The 13,459-nt window shown below is 66.6% G+C and carries 12 protein-coding genes; 8 read left to right on the forward strand and 4 right to left on the reverse strand.

What is annotated here, in order from left to right; all coding sequences use genetic code 11:
* Positions 1–72: 72 nt before the first annotated feature.
* Positions 73–942 carry a sulfurtransferase gene (locus DID99_RS22750; protein ID WP_124486430.1) on the forward strand — a complete coding sequence of 290 codons (870 nt, stop codon included), beginning with the start codon at positions 73–75 and terminating at the stop codon, positions 940–942.
* Positions 943–991: 49 nt separating this feature from the next.
* Here the strand turns inward: DID99_RS22750 and DID99_RS22755 are convergent, their stop codons facing one another.
* The 3 genes from DID99_RS22755 to polA all read right to left on the reverse strand — a co-directional run bounded on the left by DID99_RS22755 (position 992) and on the right by polA (position 6,674).
* The gene (locus tag DID99_RS22755) at positions 992–1,867 is read right to left on the reverse strand and encodes a dienelactone hydrolase family protein (RefSeq protein WP_124667572.1); all 876 of its coding nucleotides are present in this window, start codon (positions 1,865–1,867) and stop codon (positions 992–994) included.
* 438 nt (positions 1,868–2,305) lie between these two features.
* Entirely contained in the window at positions 2,306–3,640 is a 1,335-nt protein-coding gene (locus tag DID99_RS22760; protein ID WP_044845266.1) for an NAD(P)/FAD-dependent oxidoreductase, read from the reverse strand.
* Positions 3,641–3,920: 280 nt separating this feature from the next.
* A complete protein-coding gene (polA, locus tag DID99_RS22765) occupies positions 3,921–6,674 on the reverse strand; it encodes a DNA polymerase I (RefSeq protein ID WP_124667573.1) in 2,754 nt (917 codons plus the stop codon).
* Position 6,675: 1 nt separating this feature from the next.
* Here polA and DID99_RS22770 point away from each other — a divergent pair, with 1 nt between their 5' ends.
* Both DID99_RS22770 and DID99_RS22775 read left to right on the forward strand, forming a co-directional pair.
* Positions 6,676–7,434: a TIGR00730 family Rossman fold protein gene (locus tag DID99_RS22770; protein WP_044845264.1), complete on the forward strand. Its 759-nt coding sequence runs from the start codon at positions 6,676–6,678 to the stop codon at positions 7,432–7,434.
* A 394-nt stretch (positions 7,435–7,828) separates the two neighbouring features.
* A complete protein-coding gene (locus DID99_RS22775; protein ID WP_044845263.1) occupies positions 7,829–8,119 on the forward strand; it encodes a hypothetical protein in 291 nt (96 codons plus the stop codon).
* A gap of 119 nt (positions 8,120–8,238) precedes the next feature.
* On the opposite strand, the gene DID99_RS22780 is transcribed toward DID99_RS22775, so the two are convergent.
* Entirely contained in the window at positions 8,239–9,765 is a 1,527-nt protein-coding gene (locus DID99_RS22780) for an AMP nucleosidase (protein WP_124646476.1), read from the reverse strand.
* 140 nt (positions 9,766–9,905) lie between these two features.
* On the opposite strand from DID99_RS22780, the gene DID99_RS22785 reads away from it, so the two are divergent.
* The 5 genes from DID99_RS22785 to DID99_RS22805 all read left to right on the forward strand — a co-directional run bounded on the left by DID99_RS22785 (position 9,906) and on the right by DID99_RS22805 (position 13,403).
* Positions 9,906–10,313, forward strand: a complete 408-nt coding sequence (locus DID99_RS22785; RefSeq protein WP_044845262.1) for a hypothetical protein — start codon at positions 9,906–9,908, stop codon at positions 10,311–10,313.
* 107 nt (positions 10,314–10,420) lie between these two features.
* Positions 10,421–11,419 (forward strand): homoserine kinase, encoded by a 999-nt coding sequence (locus DID99_RS22790; RefSeq protein ID WP_124667574.1) that lies wholly within the window; start codon positions 10,421–10,423, stop codon positions 11,417–11,419.
* Complete coding sequence (locus DID99_RS22795; RefSeq protein ID WP_124522658.1) at positions 11,410–12,219, forward strand: BPSS1780 family membrane protein; 810 nt, start codon at positions 11,410–11,412, stop codon at positions 12,217–12,219. The genes DID99_RS22790 and DID99_RS22795 overlap by 10 nt, the downstream gene beginning before the upstream one ends.
* A gap of 159 nt (positions 12,220–12,378) precedes the next feature.
* Positions 12,379–12,831 (forward strand): MarR family winged helix-turn-helix transcriptional regulator, encoded by a 453-nt coding sequence (locus DID99_RS22800; RefSeq protein WP_044845259.1) that lies wholly within the window; start codon positions 12,379–12,381, stop codon positions 12,829–12,831.
* A gap of 152 nt (positions 12,832–12,983) precedes the next feature.
* Positions 12,984–13,403, forward strand: coding sequence for an organic hydroperoxide resistance protein (locus tag DID99_RS22805; protein ID WP_040139352.1), 420 nt, complete (start codon positions 12,984–12,986; stop codon positions 13,401–13,403).
* The last annotated feature ends 56 nt before the right edge of the window (positions 13,404–13,459 follow it).

The following is a 13,459-nucleotide window of genomic DNA, read 5'->3' on the forward strand; positions in this document are numbered from 1 at the left end:
AAGACGGGTTCCGGCCCGTCTTTTTTTGTTTAGACTTGGAGTATCAGGCCGTTTGCACTCCAGGGAGCCGTCATGCCACATACCCACTACACCACGCTCATCTCAGCAACCAATCTCGCCGAGCGCCTGGCCGCGGCGCCGGGCAGCGTTGCCGTGTTCGACTGCCGCTTCGATCTCGCCGATCCGGGCGCAGGCGAAGCCGCCTACGCAGCCGGCCATATCGCGGGCGCACAGTATCTCCATCTCGACCGCGACCTGTCCGGCCGCAAGACCGGCACGAACGGCCGCCATCCGCTGCCGACCCGCGACGCGCTCGCCACGCTGCTCGCCAGCCGCGGTGTCAAGCAGGGCCAGCAGGTCGTCGCCTATGACGCACACGGCGGCGCCTATGCGGCGCGCCTGTGGTGGCTGCTGCGCTGGCTCGGGCACGATTCCGTCGCGGTGCTCGACGGCGGCCTGCAGGCATGGGAAGCAGCCGGCCAGCCGCTGACCGCCGACGTGCCGCACCCGGCCGCCGGCGACTTCCGCGCGGCAGCCCCGCTCGAATCGACGGTCGACGCGGCGGCCGTGCTCGCGAACGTGACGTCGGCCCAGCGCGTCGTGATCGATGCGCGCGCGCCGGATCGCTATCGCGGCGAAAACGAAACGATCGATCGTGTCGGCGGCCATATTCCCGGCGCACGCAACCGGTTCTTCAAGGACAACCTGGCTGCCGACGGCCGCTTCAAGACCGGCCACGAACTGCGCGAGACGTTTACCGCGCTGCTGGCCGGCACCGAACCGAACAACGCGATCCTGCAATGCGGATCCGGCGTGACCGCGTGCCACAACGCACTCGCGCTCGAGATCGCCGGGCTTCACGGTGCGTCGCTGTATCCGGGCTCGTGGAGCGAATGGAGCGCCGATCCGTCGCGGCCGATCGCGACCGGCCCGAACCCGTAAGCACCGGCGCGACACGTCGACGAGGCGACGGCATCTGCCGCCTCGTCGCTTACATCACGCCGTACTTGTGGAACCACTCGATCGCGCGCTTCCAGCCGTCCTCGGCATCGCCCTTCACGTAACTCGGCCGGTAATCGGCGAAGAACGCATGACCGGCATCCGGATAGACGACGATCTCCGATTGGCGCGCGAGCTTCGAATCGCTCGCCTGGATCGCCTTGCGCATGTTCGCGAGCGCCGCCTGCGTGATGTTCGTATCCTTCTCGCCGTACAGCCCGAGCACCGGCACCTTCAGCAACGACGCATGATCGACCGGATTGAACGGTGTCATCTCGTCGGTCTTGCCTTCGACGAACCCGTACCACGCGACGGCCGCCAGCACGTGCGGATTGTGCTCCGCATACAGCCACGCCTGGCGGCCGCCCCAGCAGAACCCCGTCACGCCGAGACGCGACAGGTCGCCGCCGTTCTTGCCGGCCCACGCGACGGTCGCATCGAGATCCTCGGTGACCTGACGGTCCGGCACCTTGTTGACGATGTTGTCGACGAGCGCCTGGATGGTCGGATACTTCGACACGTCGCCCTGGCGCGCGAACAGGTCGGGCGCGATCGCGAGATAGCCGAGCTTCGCGAAGCGACGGCAGACGTCGGCGATATGCGCATGCACGCCGAAGACCTCGTGGATCACGATGACGACCGGCAGGTTCGTCTTGCCGACCGGCTGCGCGCGATACGCGGGGATGCTCGCGTCGCCCGAGCGGATCTCGATGGTGTCGACGTCCAGCCCGGCGCTGTCGGTCGTGATCGTCTGCGCCGACACGGGCAGCACGGCCGCCGCGAAGGTGCCGCCCAGCGCGGCCTGCATGAACTTGCGGCGCGAGAACGGAACTCGGGGAACCAGGCTGTCGACTTCGGGTTTCAACATGAATGCACTCCTCGATTGGGCGCCGCCGTCACGGTCATGGCTTGGACCTGACGGGGCATCGCGCCGGCGGACGGCGCGGATGTCGCGGCGGTTGACACTCCGCCGCAAGCGGAAACCCGCACAAGATGCCCAATAATCCGTTGTCACGTCAACTGTCAGATGTGTAAGACTCGATTACGAAGGCGTAATCCGGCGGCGTCCGTAACGGTATCGACAACCGCGATCCGGCCCGGCAAGTTCATCCGCGGCGCACATGCGGCAAGCGCCTTCACGCGCTCGAATGCTTGCGGGTCGGCACGAAACGACGCGCAATAGAGATGCGCAATAAACAGGCCCGGCACGCGAACGCACGACCACCCTGCACTTGAAACGACAACGGGCAGGAAATGCGCGCGATGCGCATTTCCTGCCCGCCCGGCGCACGAACGTGCGGCCGCGTCAGTGCAGCTTGACGCGCGGCAGCGTCGTGCGGCGCAGCCAATGCGCGACCGTATCGAGCATCATGCGCGGATAGCCGTGCAGCGCCGCGATGTGCAGCCGGTACAGCGACATGTACATGAAGCGCGCGAACAACCCTTCGATCAGCATGTTGCCGCCGATCAGCCCGCCCATCAGGTTGCCGACCGCGCTGAAATGACCGAGCGACACGAGCGATCCGAAATCGCGATACGTGAATTCCGGCAGCGAACGCCCGTCGAGCCGGCAACCGATCGCCTTCAGCAGGAAGCTCGCCTGCTGGTGCGCCGCCTGCGCGCGCGGCGGCACGTTGCGCTCGTTGCCGGGCCATACGCAGGCCGCGCAATCGCCGAGCGCGAATACGTTGTCGTCGGTGAAGGTCTGCAGCGTGCGGCGCACGTCGAGCTGGCCGAGCTTGTTGACCTGCAGGCCGTCGAGATTCGACAGCACGGACGGCGCCTTGATGCCGGCCGCCCAGACCGTGAGATCCGCACGCACCGTCTTGCCGCTCGCGGTGTGCACGAAACCCGGCGCGACTTCGGTCACGCGCTCGGCGAGCATCAAGCGCACGCCGAGCTTTTCGAGCAGCTCGGCCGTTGCCGTCGATACGCGCTCCTGCAGCGCGGGCAAAATCCGCGGCCCGGATTCGATCAGCACGATGCCGACGTCGTGCTGCGGGTCGAGCTTGTGCAGCCCGTAGACGGACAGCACCTGCGCGGTATTGCGCAGCTCGGCGGACAACTCGACGCCCGTCGCGCCGCCACCGACGATCACGACCTGGATGCGCGGTTCGGCCGCCGCCCCGGGCGCGGGCTGCGCCGGCGCCTGATGCTCGGCGCGCATGCACGCGGCGATCAGGCGCTTGCGGAAGCGCTCGGCCTCGCCGACCGTATCGAGCGCGATCGCGTTTTCGGCCGCGCCCTGCACGCCGAAGAAGTGCGTCGTGCTGCCGATCGCGATCACGAGCGTGTCGTATTCCAGGTCGCGCGCCGGCAGCAGCTCCGCGCCGTCGCTGTCGTTGACGGGCGACAGCGTGATGCGCTTCGCCGTGCGGTCGAGCGCGGTCAGTTCGCCCTGCTGAAACTCGAAGCCATGCCAGCGCGCCTGCGCCGCGTATTCGAGCTCCTGCGTGAACGGGTCCATGCTGCCGGCCGCGACCTCGTGCAGCAACGGCTTCCAGATGTGGGTCGGATTGCGGTCGACGAGCGTGACGAGCGCACGTGCGGGACGATTGCCGCGCGCGCCGTAACGGTCGCCGAGCCGCGTCGCCAGTTCCAGGCCGCCTGCGCCGCCGCCTACGATGATGATCCGATGCATCTGATTCCCCCTTTGCGATTCGAAACTGCTGCCGCCGCACGAGGCAGACGCGATGCGTTCGCGCCGCCCGTTGGATTAACCGGTTCGGACATCATCGATGTGCAGTTCGAAACACTTCGATGCGTCCGATGCCGGAACACGGGGCGCGCTGCCCCCGCGACAATGACCTGACTGACTTGCATTGTCCGGGAGCTTGCGCGTTGACCACAAGCAAACCATCTCGATATTCAGCATCCCTGCAACAATATGCCGCGGGAAACGGGAATCGCACGGGGGTGCGTCAGTGTGCCTCTTCCCAGTTCGCGCCGGCGCCCACTTCGGCGACCAGCGGCACCTTCAGCTTCGCCACGCCGCACATCATTTCCGGCAGCTTCTCGCGCACGAGCGACAGTTCTGCGTCGGGCACCTCGAGCACCAGTTCGTCGTGCACCTGCATGATCATCCGTGATGCGAGCCGGTCGCGCGTGAGCCAGTCGTCCACCGCGATCATCGACAGCTTGATCAGGTCGGCCGCCGTGCCCTGCATCGGTGCGTTGATGGCGGCGCGCTCGGCGGCCTGACGGCGCGGGCCGTTGCCGCCGTTGATCTCCGGCAGCCACAGGCGGCGGCCGAAAACGGTTTCGACGTAGCCCTTCTCCTTCGCCACCGCGCGCGTGTTTTCCATGTACTGCGCGACGCCCGGGTACCGCGCGAAATAGCGGTCGATGTAGAGCTTCGCCGCATCGCGCGTGATGCCGAGGTTCGACGCGAGGCCGAACGCGCTCATCCCGTAGATGAGCCCGAAGTTGATCACCTTCGCGATCCGGCGCTGGTCGGAATTGACCTCCAGCGGCGTCACGCCGAACACTTCGGCGGCGGTTGCGCGATGGATGTCCTCGCCCTGCGAGAACGCGCGCAGCAGCGACGCGTCGCCGGAAATGTGCGCCATGATCCGCAGCTCGATCTGCGAATAGTCGGCCGACACGATGCGGTGCCCCGGCGATGCGATGAACGCCTCGCGGATCCGCCGGCCTTCGGCCGTGCGCACCGGAATGTTCTGAAGATTGGGATCGTTCGACGCGAGACGGCCCGTGACCGCGACCGCCTGCGCATAGTTCGTGTGCACGCGGCCCGTTGCGGGATTCACCATGCGCGGCAGCTTGTCGGTGTAGGTCGACTTCAGCTTCGACAGCCCGCGATGCTCGAGCAGCAGCTTCGGCAGCGGGTAATCCTCGGCGAGCTTCTGCAGCACTTCCTCGTCGGTCGACGGTGCGCCGCTCGGCGTCTTCTTCACGACCGGCAACTGCAGCTTCTCGAAGAAGATCTGCCCGATCTGCTTCGGCGAGCCGAGATTGAACTCGCCGCCCGCCAGTTCGTACGCCTGGCCCTCGAGCTCGATGAGCCGCGTCGCGATCTCGCTGCTTTGCGCCTGCAGGCGTGCGTCGTCGATCAGCACGCCGGTGCGCTCCATCTTGCGCAGCACGAGCAACACCGGCATCTCGATCTCGCGATACACGCGCTCGAGGCCCGCCTCGCGCGCGACCTGCGGATACAGCGCCTGATGCAGCTGCAGCGTGATGTCCGCATCCTCGGCCGCATACGCCGCGGCCTGCTCGAGCGCCACTTCGTCGAAGCCGATCTGCTTCGCGCCCTTGCCGGCCACGTCTTCATACTTGATCGTCTTGACGCCCAGATGACGCAGCGCGAGGCTGTCCATGTCGTGCGTCCGGTGCGATTCGAGCACGTACGATTCGAGCAGCGTGTCGTGCTCGATGCCGTTCAGCGCGATGTCGTAGTTCGCGAGCACCTGCGCGTCGTACTTCAGGTGCTGGCCGACCTTCTTGCGGTCGGCCGATTCGAGCCACGGCTTCAGGCGCGCGAGCACGTCGTCGATCGGCAGCTGCTCGGGCAGGTCGGGACCGCGATGCGCGACCGGAAGATATGCGGCCTTGCCCGGCTCGACCGAGAACGACAGGCCGACGAGCCGCGCGGTCATCGGGTCGAGCGACGTGGTTTCGGTGTCGAACGCGGTCAGCGCGGCCGCGTCGATCTTCGCGAACCATGCGTCGAACTGCTCCCAGGTCTGGATCGTGTCGTACTCGCGGACGATGTCTGCGGCCACCACCGGTGCGGGGTCACCTTCCGGCGCATCGGCGCCGCCGCCTTCGGCGGGCGCGCTGTCGACTTCGCGCAGCCACGTCTTGAAGCCGTAGCGCGCGAAGATGTCGCGCAGCAGGTCGCGTGCTTCGCCGTCGCTCTTCAGCGACGCTTCGATCGATTCGAGATGCGGCGCGAGATCGCAGGCCGTGTCGACGGTCACGAGCTTGCGGCCGAGCGGCAGGAAGTCGAGCGCGCGGCGCAGGTTGTCGCCGACCACCCCCTTGATCTCGCCTGCGTGTTCGATCACGCCGTCGAGGCTGTCGTATTGCGACAGCCACTTCACGGCCGTCTTCGGCCCGCACTTCTCGACGCCGGGCACGTTGTCGACGGTGTCGCCGATCAGCGCGAGGTAGTCGATGATCCGCTCGGGCGGCACGCCGAACTTCGCGACCACGCCGTCGCGATCGAGCGTCTCGTTGGTCATCGTGTTGACGAGCGTGACGTGATCGGTGACGAGTTGCGCGAGGTCCTTGTCGCCGGTCGATACGATCACGTTCATCCCGTGCCGTTCGGCTTCGCGCGCGAGCGTGCCGATCACGTCGTCGGCCTCGACGCCCTCGACCATCAGCAGCGGCCAGCCGAGCGCGCGCACGGCGCCGTGAATCGGTTCGACCTGCAATGCAAGATCGGGCGGCATGGACGGACGGTTTGCCTTATAGTCGGCATAAAGGTCGTCGCGGAACGTCTTGCCCTTTGCATCGAACACGCAAGCGCTATACTCTGCACTGACTTCCTTGCGCATACGACGCAGCATGTTGATGATTCCGTAGAGCGCTCCGGTCGGCTCCCCGCCAGGGCCACGCAAATCAGGCATCGCATGGTAAGCCCGATACAGATAGCTCGAACCGTCAACCAATAGCAGGGTCTTACCTTCCAGATTTCGTTCTTCAGGCATTATGAACAAGAGAAAAGTGATTCCGAGTCTGCGTTCGCTCGCAGATCAAGAACGCGCGACGGCCAAGAAGGCGCGCGCATCGTGGCAGATGTTCACGATTATGGCAGAGTTTATCGAGGCGACCGAGTACCTGTCGGAGATCCGCCCGGCCGTCAGCATCTACGGTTCTGCCCGTCTGAAGCCCGATACGCCGCACTACAAGTTGGCCGTGCAGATCGCGCGCAAGCTGTCCGACGCCGGCTTCGCGGTGATCTCCGGCGGCGGCCCCGGCATCATGGAAGCCGCGAACAAGGGCGCGCACGCCGGCAAGGCGCCGTCGGTCGGCCTGAACATCGAGCTGCCGCACGAGCAGGCCGGCAACCACTACCAGGACATCTCGCTGCGCTTCCGCCACTTCTTCACGCGCAAGGTCACGTTCGTGAAGAACTCCGACGCGGTGATCGTGATGCCGGGCGGCTTCGGCACGCTCGACGAACTGTCCGAAGTGCTCACGCTGATCCAGACGAAGAAGTCGCGCCTCGTGCCGATCATTCTCGTCGGCAGCACGTTCTGGCAGGGGCTGCTGCAATGGTTCCGCGACCAGTTGATCCCGAACGGGCTCATCAATCCGGAAGACATGGACCTGATGCAGGTGATCGACGATCCCGACCAGGTGCTCGACGCCGTGCTCGCGTTCTACGAGGACAGCGGCGAGGAAGAAGGCGCGGACGGCGACGATCATCCGCCGCGGCCCGAAGAAGACCGCATGTTCTATCTGTAATTCGATCGGCTCGATGGCCGGCCTTCGCGGCCGGCATCCCGCTTCCCGCGCGGCAGGCATGGCGATTCCGCCACCTGCCGCGCGTCATTTTGTAACGCCGCGTTAATCCCGCAACGCGGCCGCGCGCCGTCGAATGTCAAATTCGGGCGGCCGGTGCCGCACAACGCCTTCGACGCGTGCCACGCCCGGGACCGACCATTGTCAAATCACGCTGCCGTCCATCGGTCCAGCCGGCCGGCCTGACGTCAATCTGCCGTAACAAATGCCGCTCGCCTTTTCCGTGCGGCGCCCGCACACTGCCTCTTGTCGGCGTGGCGTCCCCCCGGTGGAACGATCCCCCCTCGCGTCCATCGCGTCGCGCCGGCCTTTTGACAACGACATCACGGAAAACAACATGAAACGTTCGCTGATCGCCCTCGCCTTCGCCGGCCTCGGTGTTTCGCTGTCCGGCCTCGCCCACGCCGTCAACGTCGACGTCAACATCGGCACGCCCGCGCCGGTCGTCGTCGCGCCCGCGCCTGTCGTGGTCGCACCGGCTCCCGCGGTCATCGTCGGCTGGCACGGCGATCGTTACTGGGACGGCCGCCGCTACTGGGAACGCCGCGAGTGGGAAGATCACGAGCGCCATCATGGTCACGGCGGCTACCACTGCCCGCCGGGACACGCGAAGAAGGGTGAGTGCTGAGCATCCGAGTGCGGGTTCGATCGGGCTCGCGCACTGCAGGACAAAGAACAAGGCCGCACGTGAACGAAAGTTCGCGTGCGGCCTTTGTCGTTACGCCCGCGGCTTGCGCGGCGTTCACATCACTGAAACGCCACTTCCGCGAAGCTCCGCAGCTTGCGGCTATGCAGCTTGTCGAGCCCGTTCGTGCGCAGGATCTCCATCGCCTTCACGCCGATCTGCAGATGCTGGTCGACCTGCCCGCGATAGAACGTGTCGGCCATGCCCGGCAGCTTCAGCTCGCCGTGCAGCGGCTTGTCGGACACGCACAGCAGCGTGCCGTACGGCACGCGGAACCGGAACCCGTTCGCGGCGATCGTCGCGCTTTCCATGTCGAGCGCGATCGCGCGGCTCTGCGACAGCCGCTGCACGGGTTCACGGTGATCGCGCAGCTCCCAGTTGCGGTTGTCGACGCTCGCGACCGTGCCCGTGCGCATCACGCGCTTCAGTTCGGCGCCTTCGAGACGGGTGACCTCGGCCACGCCGCGCTCGAGCGCGAGCTGCACTTCGGCGAGCGCCGGGATCGGCACCCACAGCGGCAGGTCCGCATCCAGCACGTGATCCTCGCGCACGTAACCGTGCGCGAGCACGTAGTCGCCGAGGCGCTGCGTGTTGCGCAGGCCCGCGCAGTGGCCGAGCATCACCCACGCGTGCGGTCGCAGCACCGCGATGTGATCGGTGATCGTCTTCGCGTTCGACGGGCCGACACCGATGTTGACCATCGTGATCCCGCTGCCGTCCGCGCGCTTCAGGTGATATGCAGGCATCTGCGGCAGCCGCGGCGGCGCGGCGCCCTCGGCCGGCTCGCTGCCGAGGTTCGCGTTGTACGTGATGACGTCGCCCGGCTCGACGAACGCGCTGTACTGGCTGCGGTACTCGCGCACCTCGGGATCGTCGCTCTCCGTCATCATCGTGCGGCCGAGCTTCACGAATTCGTCGATGTAGAACTGGTAGTTCGTGTAGAGCACGTAGTTCTGGAAATGCGTGGGCGACGTCGCCGTGTAGTGACGCAGCCGGTGCAGCGAGAAGTCGACGCGCGCGGCGGTGAACAGCGCGAGCGGATGCGGCTCGCCGGGCGCCGGCTCGAACGTGCCGTTGACGATGCGGTCGTCGAGGTACGACAGGTCGGGCGTGTCGAAGATGTCGCGCATCGCGAGCAGGCGGTCGCGGTCGAGCTCGCCTTCGAGGTGGATGCCTTCGGGAAACGCGAAGTGAACCGGGATCGGCTGCGACGACACGCCGATCTCGATCTTCACATGGTGATTCTTCGACAGCAGGCGCAGTTGCTCGCGATAGTAGTTCGCGAACAGGTCGGGGCGCGTGACGGTCGTCTCGAACACGCCGGGACCCGCGACGAAACCGTACGAACGGCGCGAATCGACGTGCGTGTTGACGTCGGTACGAATCCGCACGAACGGATAGCACGCACGCACGTGCTCGGTGATCGGCTCGTGGCGGCGATAACGCGCGAAGGCATCGCGCAGGAAGCCCGTGTTGGTGTCGTAGATGGCCGACAGCCGCGCGACGGCGGCGACGGAATCGTCGAATGCTTCGACGGGCGGGCTCTCGGGCGTCAGCACCCGATGCCGGCGGCTCAAATCGTTCTTCATTTTCATCACCTCGTCTGATCGAACGACATTACCACGGAACCCGGTCATGCTCATGGCCACTCGCTTGCACGCCGCTTGCACGCGAGGGCCGGGCCGCGCGCAGTATTTGCTAAAATCGGAAGGTTCACTGGAGACTCATCATGAAGCCGCTCATTCTCGTCGCCGCTGCCGCCGTGTTCGCGGGCACGTTTGCCGCTGCCGGCGCCGCTTACGCCGCCGGCGGCACGCCCGACGCCGACGCGCAGGCCCGGGCCGAGGCCAACGAGGCCGCCGGCCTGCCCGATCTCCGCAAGATCAACCGGCCGGGCGCCGAAGTCACGTCGAAAGTCGACTTCGCCGACATCCGCCGCACGCCGAGCTTCCACGCAAAGAGCAAGAGCGGCACCGAGGTCACCGAGTATCGCGATCGCGGCAAGCCGGTCGAAATCGACGTGAAGTCGAACTTCGGCACGCGCTACCAGATGAGCTCGACGCTCGACACGTCGCCGAAGCCGCACGACGCGGGCGTCCCGATCACGCGCCTGCCGTCGGTCAACCTGCGCTACTGATTTCCTGCCGCGCCGCGTCGGTCCCGACGCGGCGCGCCGGCATTCCCTTCACCTCCTGTCGCGCCGCACGCCGCGCGCGTGCCGACAACTGACCAGACGCATCTCGCATGGCCGTTTTCACCGCTGTTTCCGACTCCGATCTCGCGCAATGGATGCGCCACTACGAACTGGGCGACGTGCTGGCGTTCCGCGGCATTCCGTCCGGCATCGAAAACAGCAACTTCTTCCTGACGACGACGCGCGGCGAGTACGTCCTGACGATCTTCGAAAAGCTGACGGCGGAACAGCTGCCGTTCTACCTCGACCTGATGCGCCATCTGGCGAGCCACGGCGTGCCGGTGCCGGATCCGGTCCCGCGCGATGACGGCGCACTCTTCGGCGAGCTGCACGGCAAGCCGGCGGCGATCGTCACGAAGCTCGACGGCGCCGCCGAACTCGCGCCGGGGGTCGAACACTGCATCGAGGTCGGGCAGATGCTCGCGCGCCTGCACCTCGCGGGGCGCGACTATGCGCGTCACCAGCCGAACCTGCGCAGCCTGCCGTGGTGGCAGGAGAACGTGCCGGCGATCGTCCCGTTCGTTTCCGACGCGCAGCGCACGCTGCTCGAGGACGAACTCGCGCACCAGGCCGCGTTCTTCGCGTCGGATGACTACGCGGCGCTGCCGGGCGGCCCGTGCCACTGCGACCTGTTCCGCGACAACGTGCTGTTCGCGCACGCGGCGCCCGGCACCGGTCATGAGGTACGGCTCGGCGGCTTCTTCGATTTCTATTTCGCGGGCTGCGACAAATGGCTGTTCGACGTCGCGGTCACCGTCAACGACTGGTGCGTCGACCTCGCGACGGGCGTGCTCGACGTCGCGCGCGCCGATGCGCTGGTGCGCGCCTACCAGACGGTCCGGCCGTTCACGGCCGAGGAACGCCGCCACTGGAGCGACATGCTGCGCGCGGGCGCGTACCGCTTCTGGGTGTCGCGCCTGTACGACTTCTACCTGCCGCGCGCGGCCGAAATGCTCAAACCGCACGATCCCGGTCATTTCGAACGCATCCTGCGTGAGCGTATCGCCCACACGCCCGCGCTTCCCGAGACCCATACCGCATGCAACTGATCGAAGTGCCCGCGAAAGCGGGCTATGTCTGGTTCCGACAAGGCATCTGGCTGTTCCGCCGGAACCCGCTCGCGTTCATCACGCTGTTTTTCACGTACCTGCTGGCGATCACGCTGGTGTCGATGGTGCCGGTGATCGGCGCGGCGCTGCCGCTGCTGTTCATCCCCGGCATCGCGGTCGGCTTCATGGCGGCATGCCGCGACACGGTGGCCGGCAAGCCGGTGATGCCGACGATCCTCATCGACGGCTTCCGCTCGTACGGCACCGCGACGACGCAGCGGCTGCTCGTGCTCGGCGTGGTCTATGTCGCGCTGATGGTGCTGGTGTTCGCCGCGTCGTCCCTCGTGGACGGCGGCGGGCTGCTCCAGATGATGCTCGGCGCCACGAACGACGCGAGTCCGACGCCGGAAACGCTCGCCGCGCAAGGCACGCTCGGCGCGCTGCTGCTGGCGACGCTGCTCTACGCGCCGGTCGCGATGCTGTTCTGGTTCGCGCCGGTGCTCACCGCGTGGCACGACATTCCGCCCGCCAAGGCGCTGTTCTTCAGCATCGTCAGCTGCTGGCGCAATCGCGGCGCATTCGTCGTGTACGGGCTGCTGTGGTTCGGCGTCGCGCTCGGCACGTCGTTCGGCCTGTCGCTGCTGCTGCAGGCGCTCGGCGCCGGCGCCTATGTGCTGACGATCATGATGCCGGTGACGATCCTCATCGTCACGATGATGTACTGCTCGTTCTACGCGACCTATCGCGGCTGCTTCGGCGTGCAGGAACCGGGCGCCGCGACGCCCACCACCGGCCGCTGACGCCGTTCGGCCGGCGCCCGCCGCCGGCCGTCCATCCCTCCTCCCGGCCGGCCCGGCGCGGATCCCCGGCGCCACGCCCCACCCCTGTTCAACCGAATCTTTTGCGCGCAAAATAATTTGCGTACAAATCGTTAGCGCGTCCGCCGCGCCGCCCGAATCATGGACCGCCTGCCCCCGCTGCCCCAGACGCTCGACGAGCAACTGTGCTTCGCGCTCTACTCGACATCGCATGCGATGACGAAGGCGTACAAGCCGCTGCTCGACAAGCTGTCGCTGACCTATCCCCAATATCTGGCGATGCTCGTGCTGTGGGAGCGCGACGACATCGCCGTAAAGGACATCGCCGCCCGCCTCGACCTCGATCCGGCCACCGTCACGCCGCTGCTGAAGCGGCTCGAGGCGCTCGGCTACGTCGAACGCGTGCGCAGCGTCACCGACGAGCGCATCGTCAACGTGCGCTTGACGACGGAAGGCCGCGCGCTGAAGGACAAGGCGCGCTCGGTGCCCGCCGATCTCTTTTGCGCGATGCAGCAAACGCCCGAGTTCCTGGTCAGGCTGCGCGCGGATCTCCAGCAGTTGCGCCACGCGCTGTCGGCCGCCAACGAAGGCTGACGAACCCGCGGTCGCAAACGGCTCGGCACTGCCGGGCCTTTTCTTCAAAATTTCATTTGCACACAAATCATTTGTGTTCTATATTTTCCTCGTGGCCGGCGACACCCGTCCGACCGGACCGCTTCTCCCATTCTTCCGACAGGAGCTGCACCATGAACATTCTGTACAAGACCAGCGCCACGAGCACGGGCGGCCGCGACGGCCGCGCGGTATCCGCCGACAACCGGCTGGAAGTAAAGCTGGCCGCGCCGCGCGAACTCGGCGGCACCGGCGCGGAGGGCACGAACCCGGAACAGCTGTTTGCCGCAGGTTACTCGGCCTGTTTCCTCAGCGCGATGAAATTCGTCGCGGGCCAGAACAAGCAGACGCTGCCGGCCGACACGCAAGTGACCGCGGAAGTGGGCATCGGCCCGAACGACGCAGGCGGCTTCGGGCTCGACATCGAACTGCGCGTGTCGCTGCCGGGGCTCGACAAGGCCGATGCGCAGGCGCTGGTCGACAAGGCGCACCACGTGTGCCCGTACTCGAACGCGACCCGCAACAACGTGCCGGTGCGCCTGACGGTCGTCTGACGCGACGCACGACGTCGAATGCAAAAAGGGCGTGTGCGGCTGCTTGCCGCACACGC

The organism is Burkholderia sp. Bp8986, assembly GCF_003854225.1.
Lineage (GTDB): Bacteria > Pseudomonadota > Gammaproteobacteria > Burkholderiales > Burkholderiaceae > Burkholderia.

What these genes read in the sequence shown, in the direction of transcription:
- DID99_RS22775 (WP_044845263.1), top strand. Translation starts at nt 7,829, where the DNA reads ATGAAACGTTCGCTGATCGCCCTCGCCTTCGCCGGCCTCGGTGTTTCG.
- DID99_RS22780 (WP_124646476.1), bottom strand. Translation starts at nt 9,765, where the DNA reads ATGAAGAACGATTTGAGCCGCCGGCATCGGGTGCTGACGCCCGAGAGC.
- DID99_RS22800 (WP_044845259.1), top strand. Translation starts at nt 12,379, where the DNA reads ATGGACCGCCTGCCCCCGCTGCCCCAGACGCTCGACGAGCAACTGTGC.
- DID99_RS22755 (WP_124667572.1), bottom strand. Translation starts at nt 1,867, where the DNA reads ATGTTGAAACCCGAAGTCGACAGCCTGGTTCCCCGAGTTCCGTTCTCG.
- DID99_RS22785 (WP_044845262.1), top strand. Translation starts at nt 9,906, where the DNA reads ATGAAGCCGCTCATTCTCGTCGCCGCTGCCGCCGTGTTCGCGGGCACG.
- DID99_RS22770 (WP_044845264.1), top strand. Translation starts at nt 6,676, where the DNA reads ATGAACAAGAGAAAAGTGATTCCGAGTCTGCGTTCGCTCGCAGATCAA.
- DID99_RS22795 (WP_124522658.1), top strand. Translation starts at nt 11,410, where the DNA reads ATGCAACTGATCGAAGTGCCCGCGAAAGCGGGCTATGTCTGGTTCCGA.
- DID99_RS22750 (WP_124486430.1), top strand. Translation starts at nt 73, where the DNA reads ATGCCACATACCCACTACACCACGCTCATCTCAGCAACCAATCTCGCC.
- DID99_RS22760 (WP_044845266.1), bottom strand. Translation starts at nt 3,640, where the DNA reads ATGCATCGGATCATCATCGTAGGCGGCGGCGCAGGCGGCCTGGAACTG.
- DID99_RS22790 (WP_124667574.1), top strand. Translation starts at nt 10,421, where the DNA reads ATGGCCGTTTTCACCGCTGTTTCCGACTCCGATCTCGCGCAATGGATG.
- polA (WP_124667573.1), bottom strand. Translation starts at nt 6,674, where the DNA reads ATGCCTGAAGAACGAAATCTGGAAGGTAAGACCCTGCTATTGGTTGAC.
- DID99_RS22805 (WP_040139352.1), top strand. Translation starts at nt 12,984, where the DNA reads ATGAACATTCTGTACAAGACCAGCGCCACGAGCACGGGCGGCCGCGAC.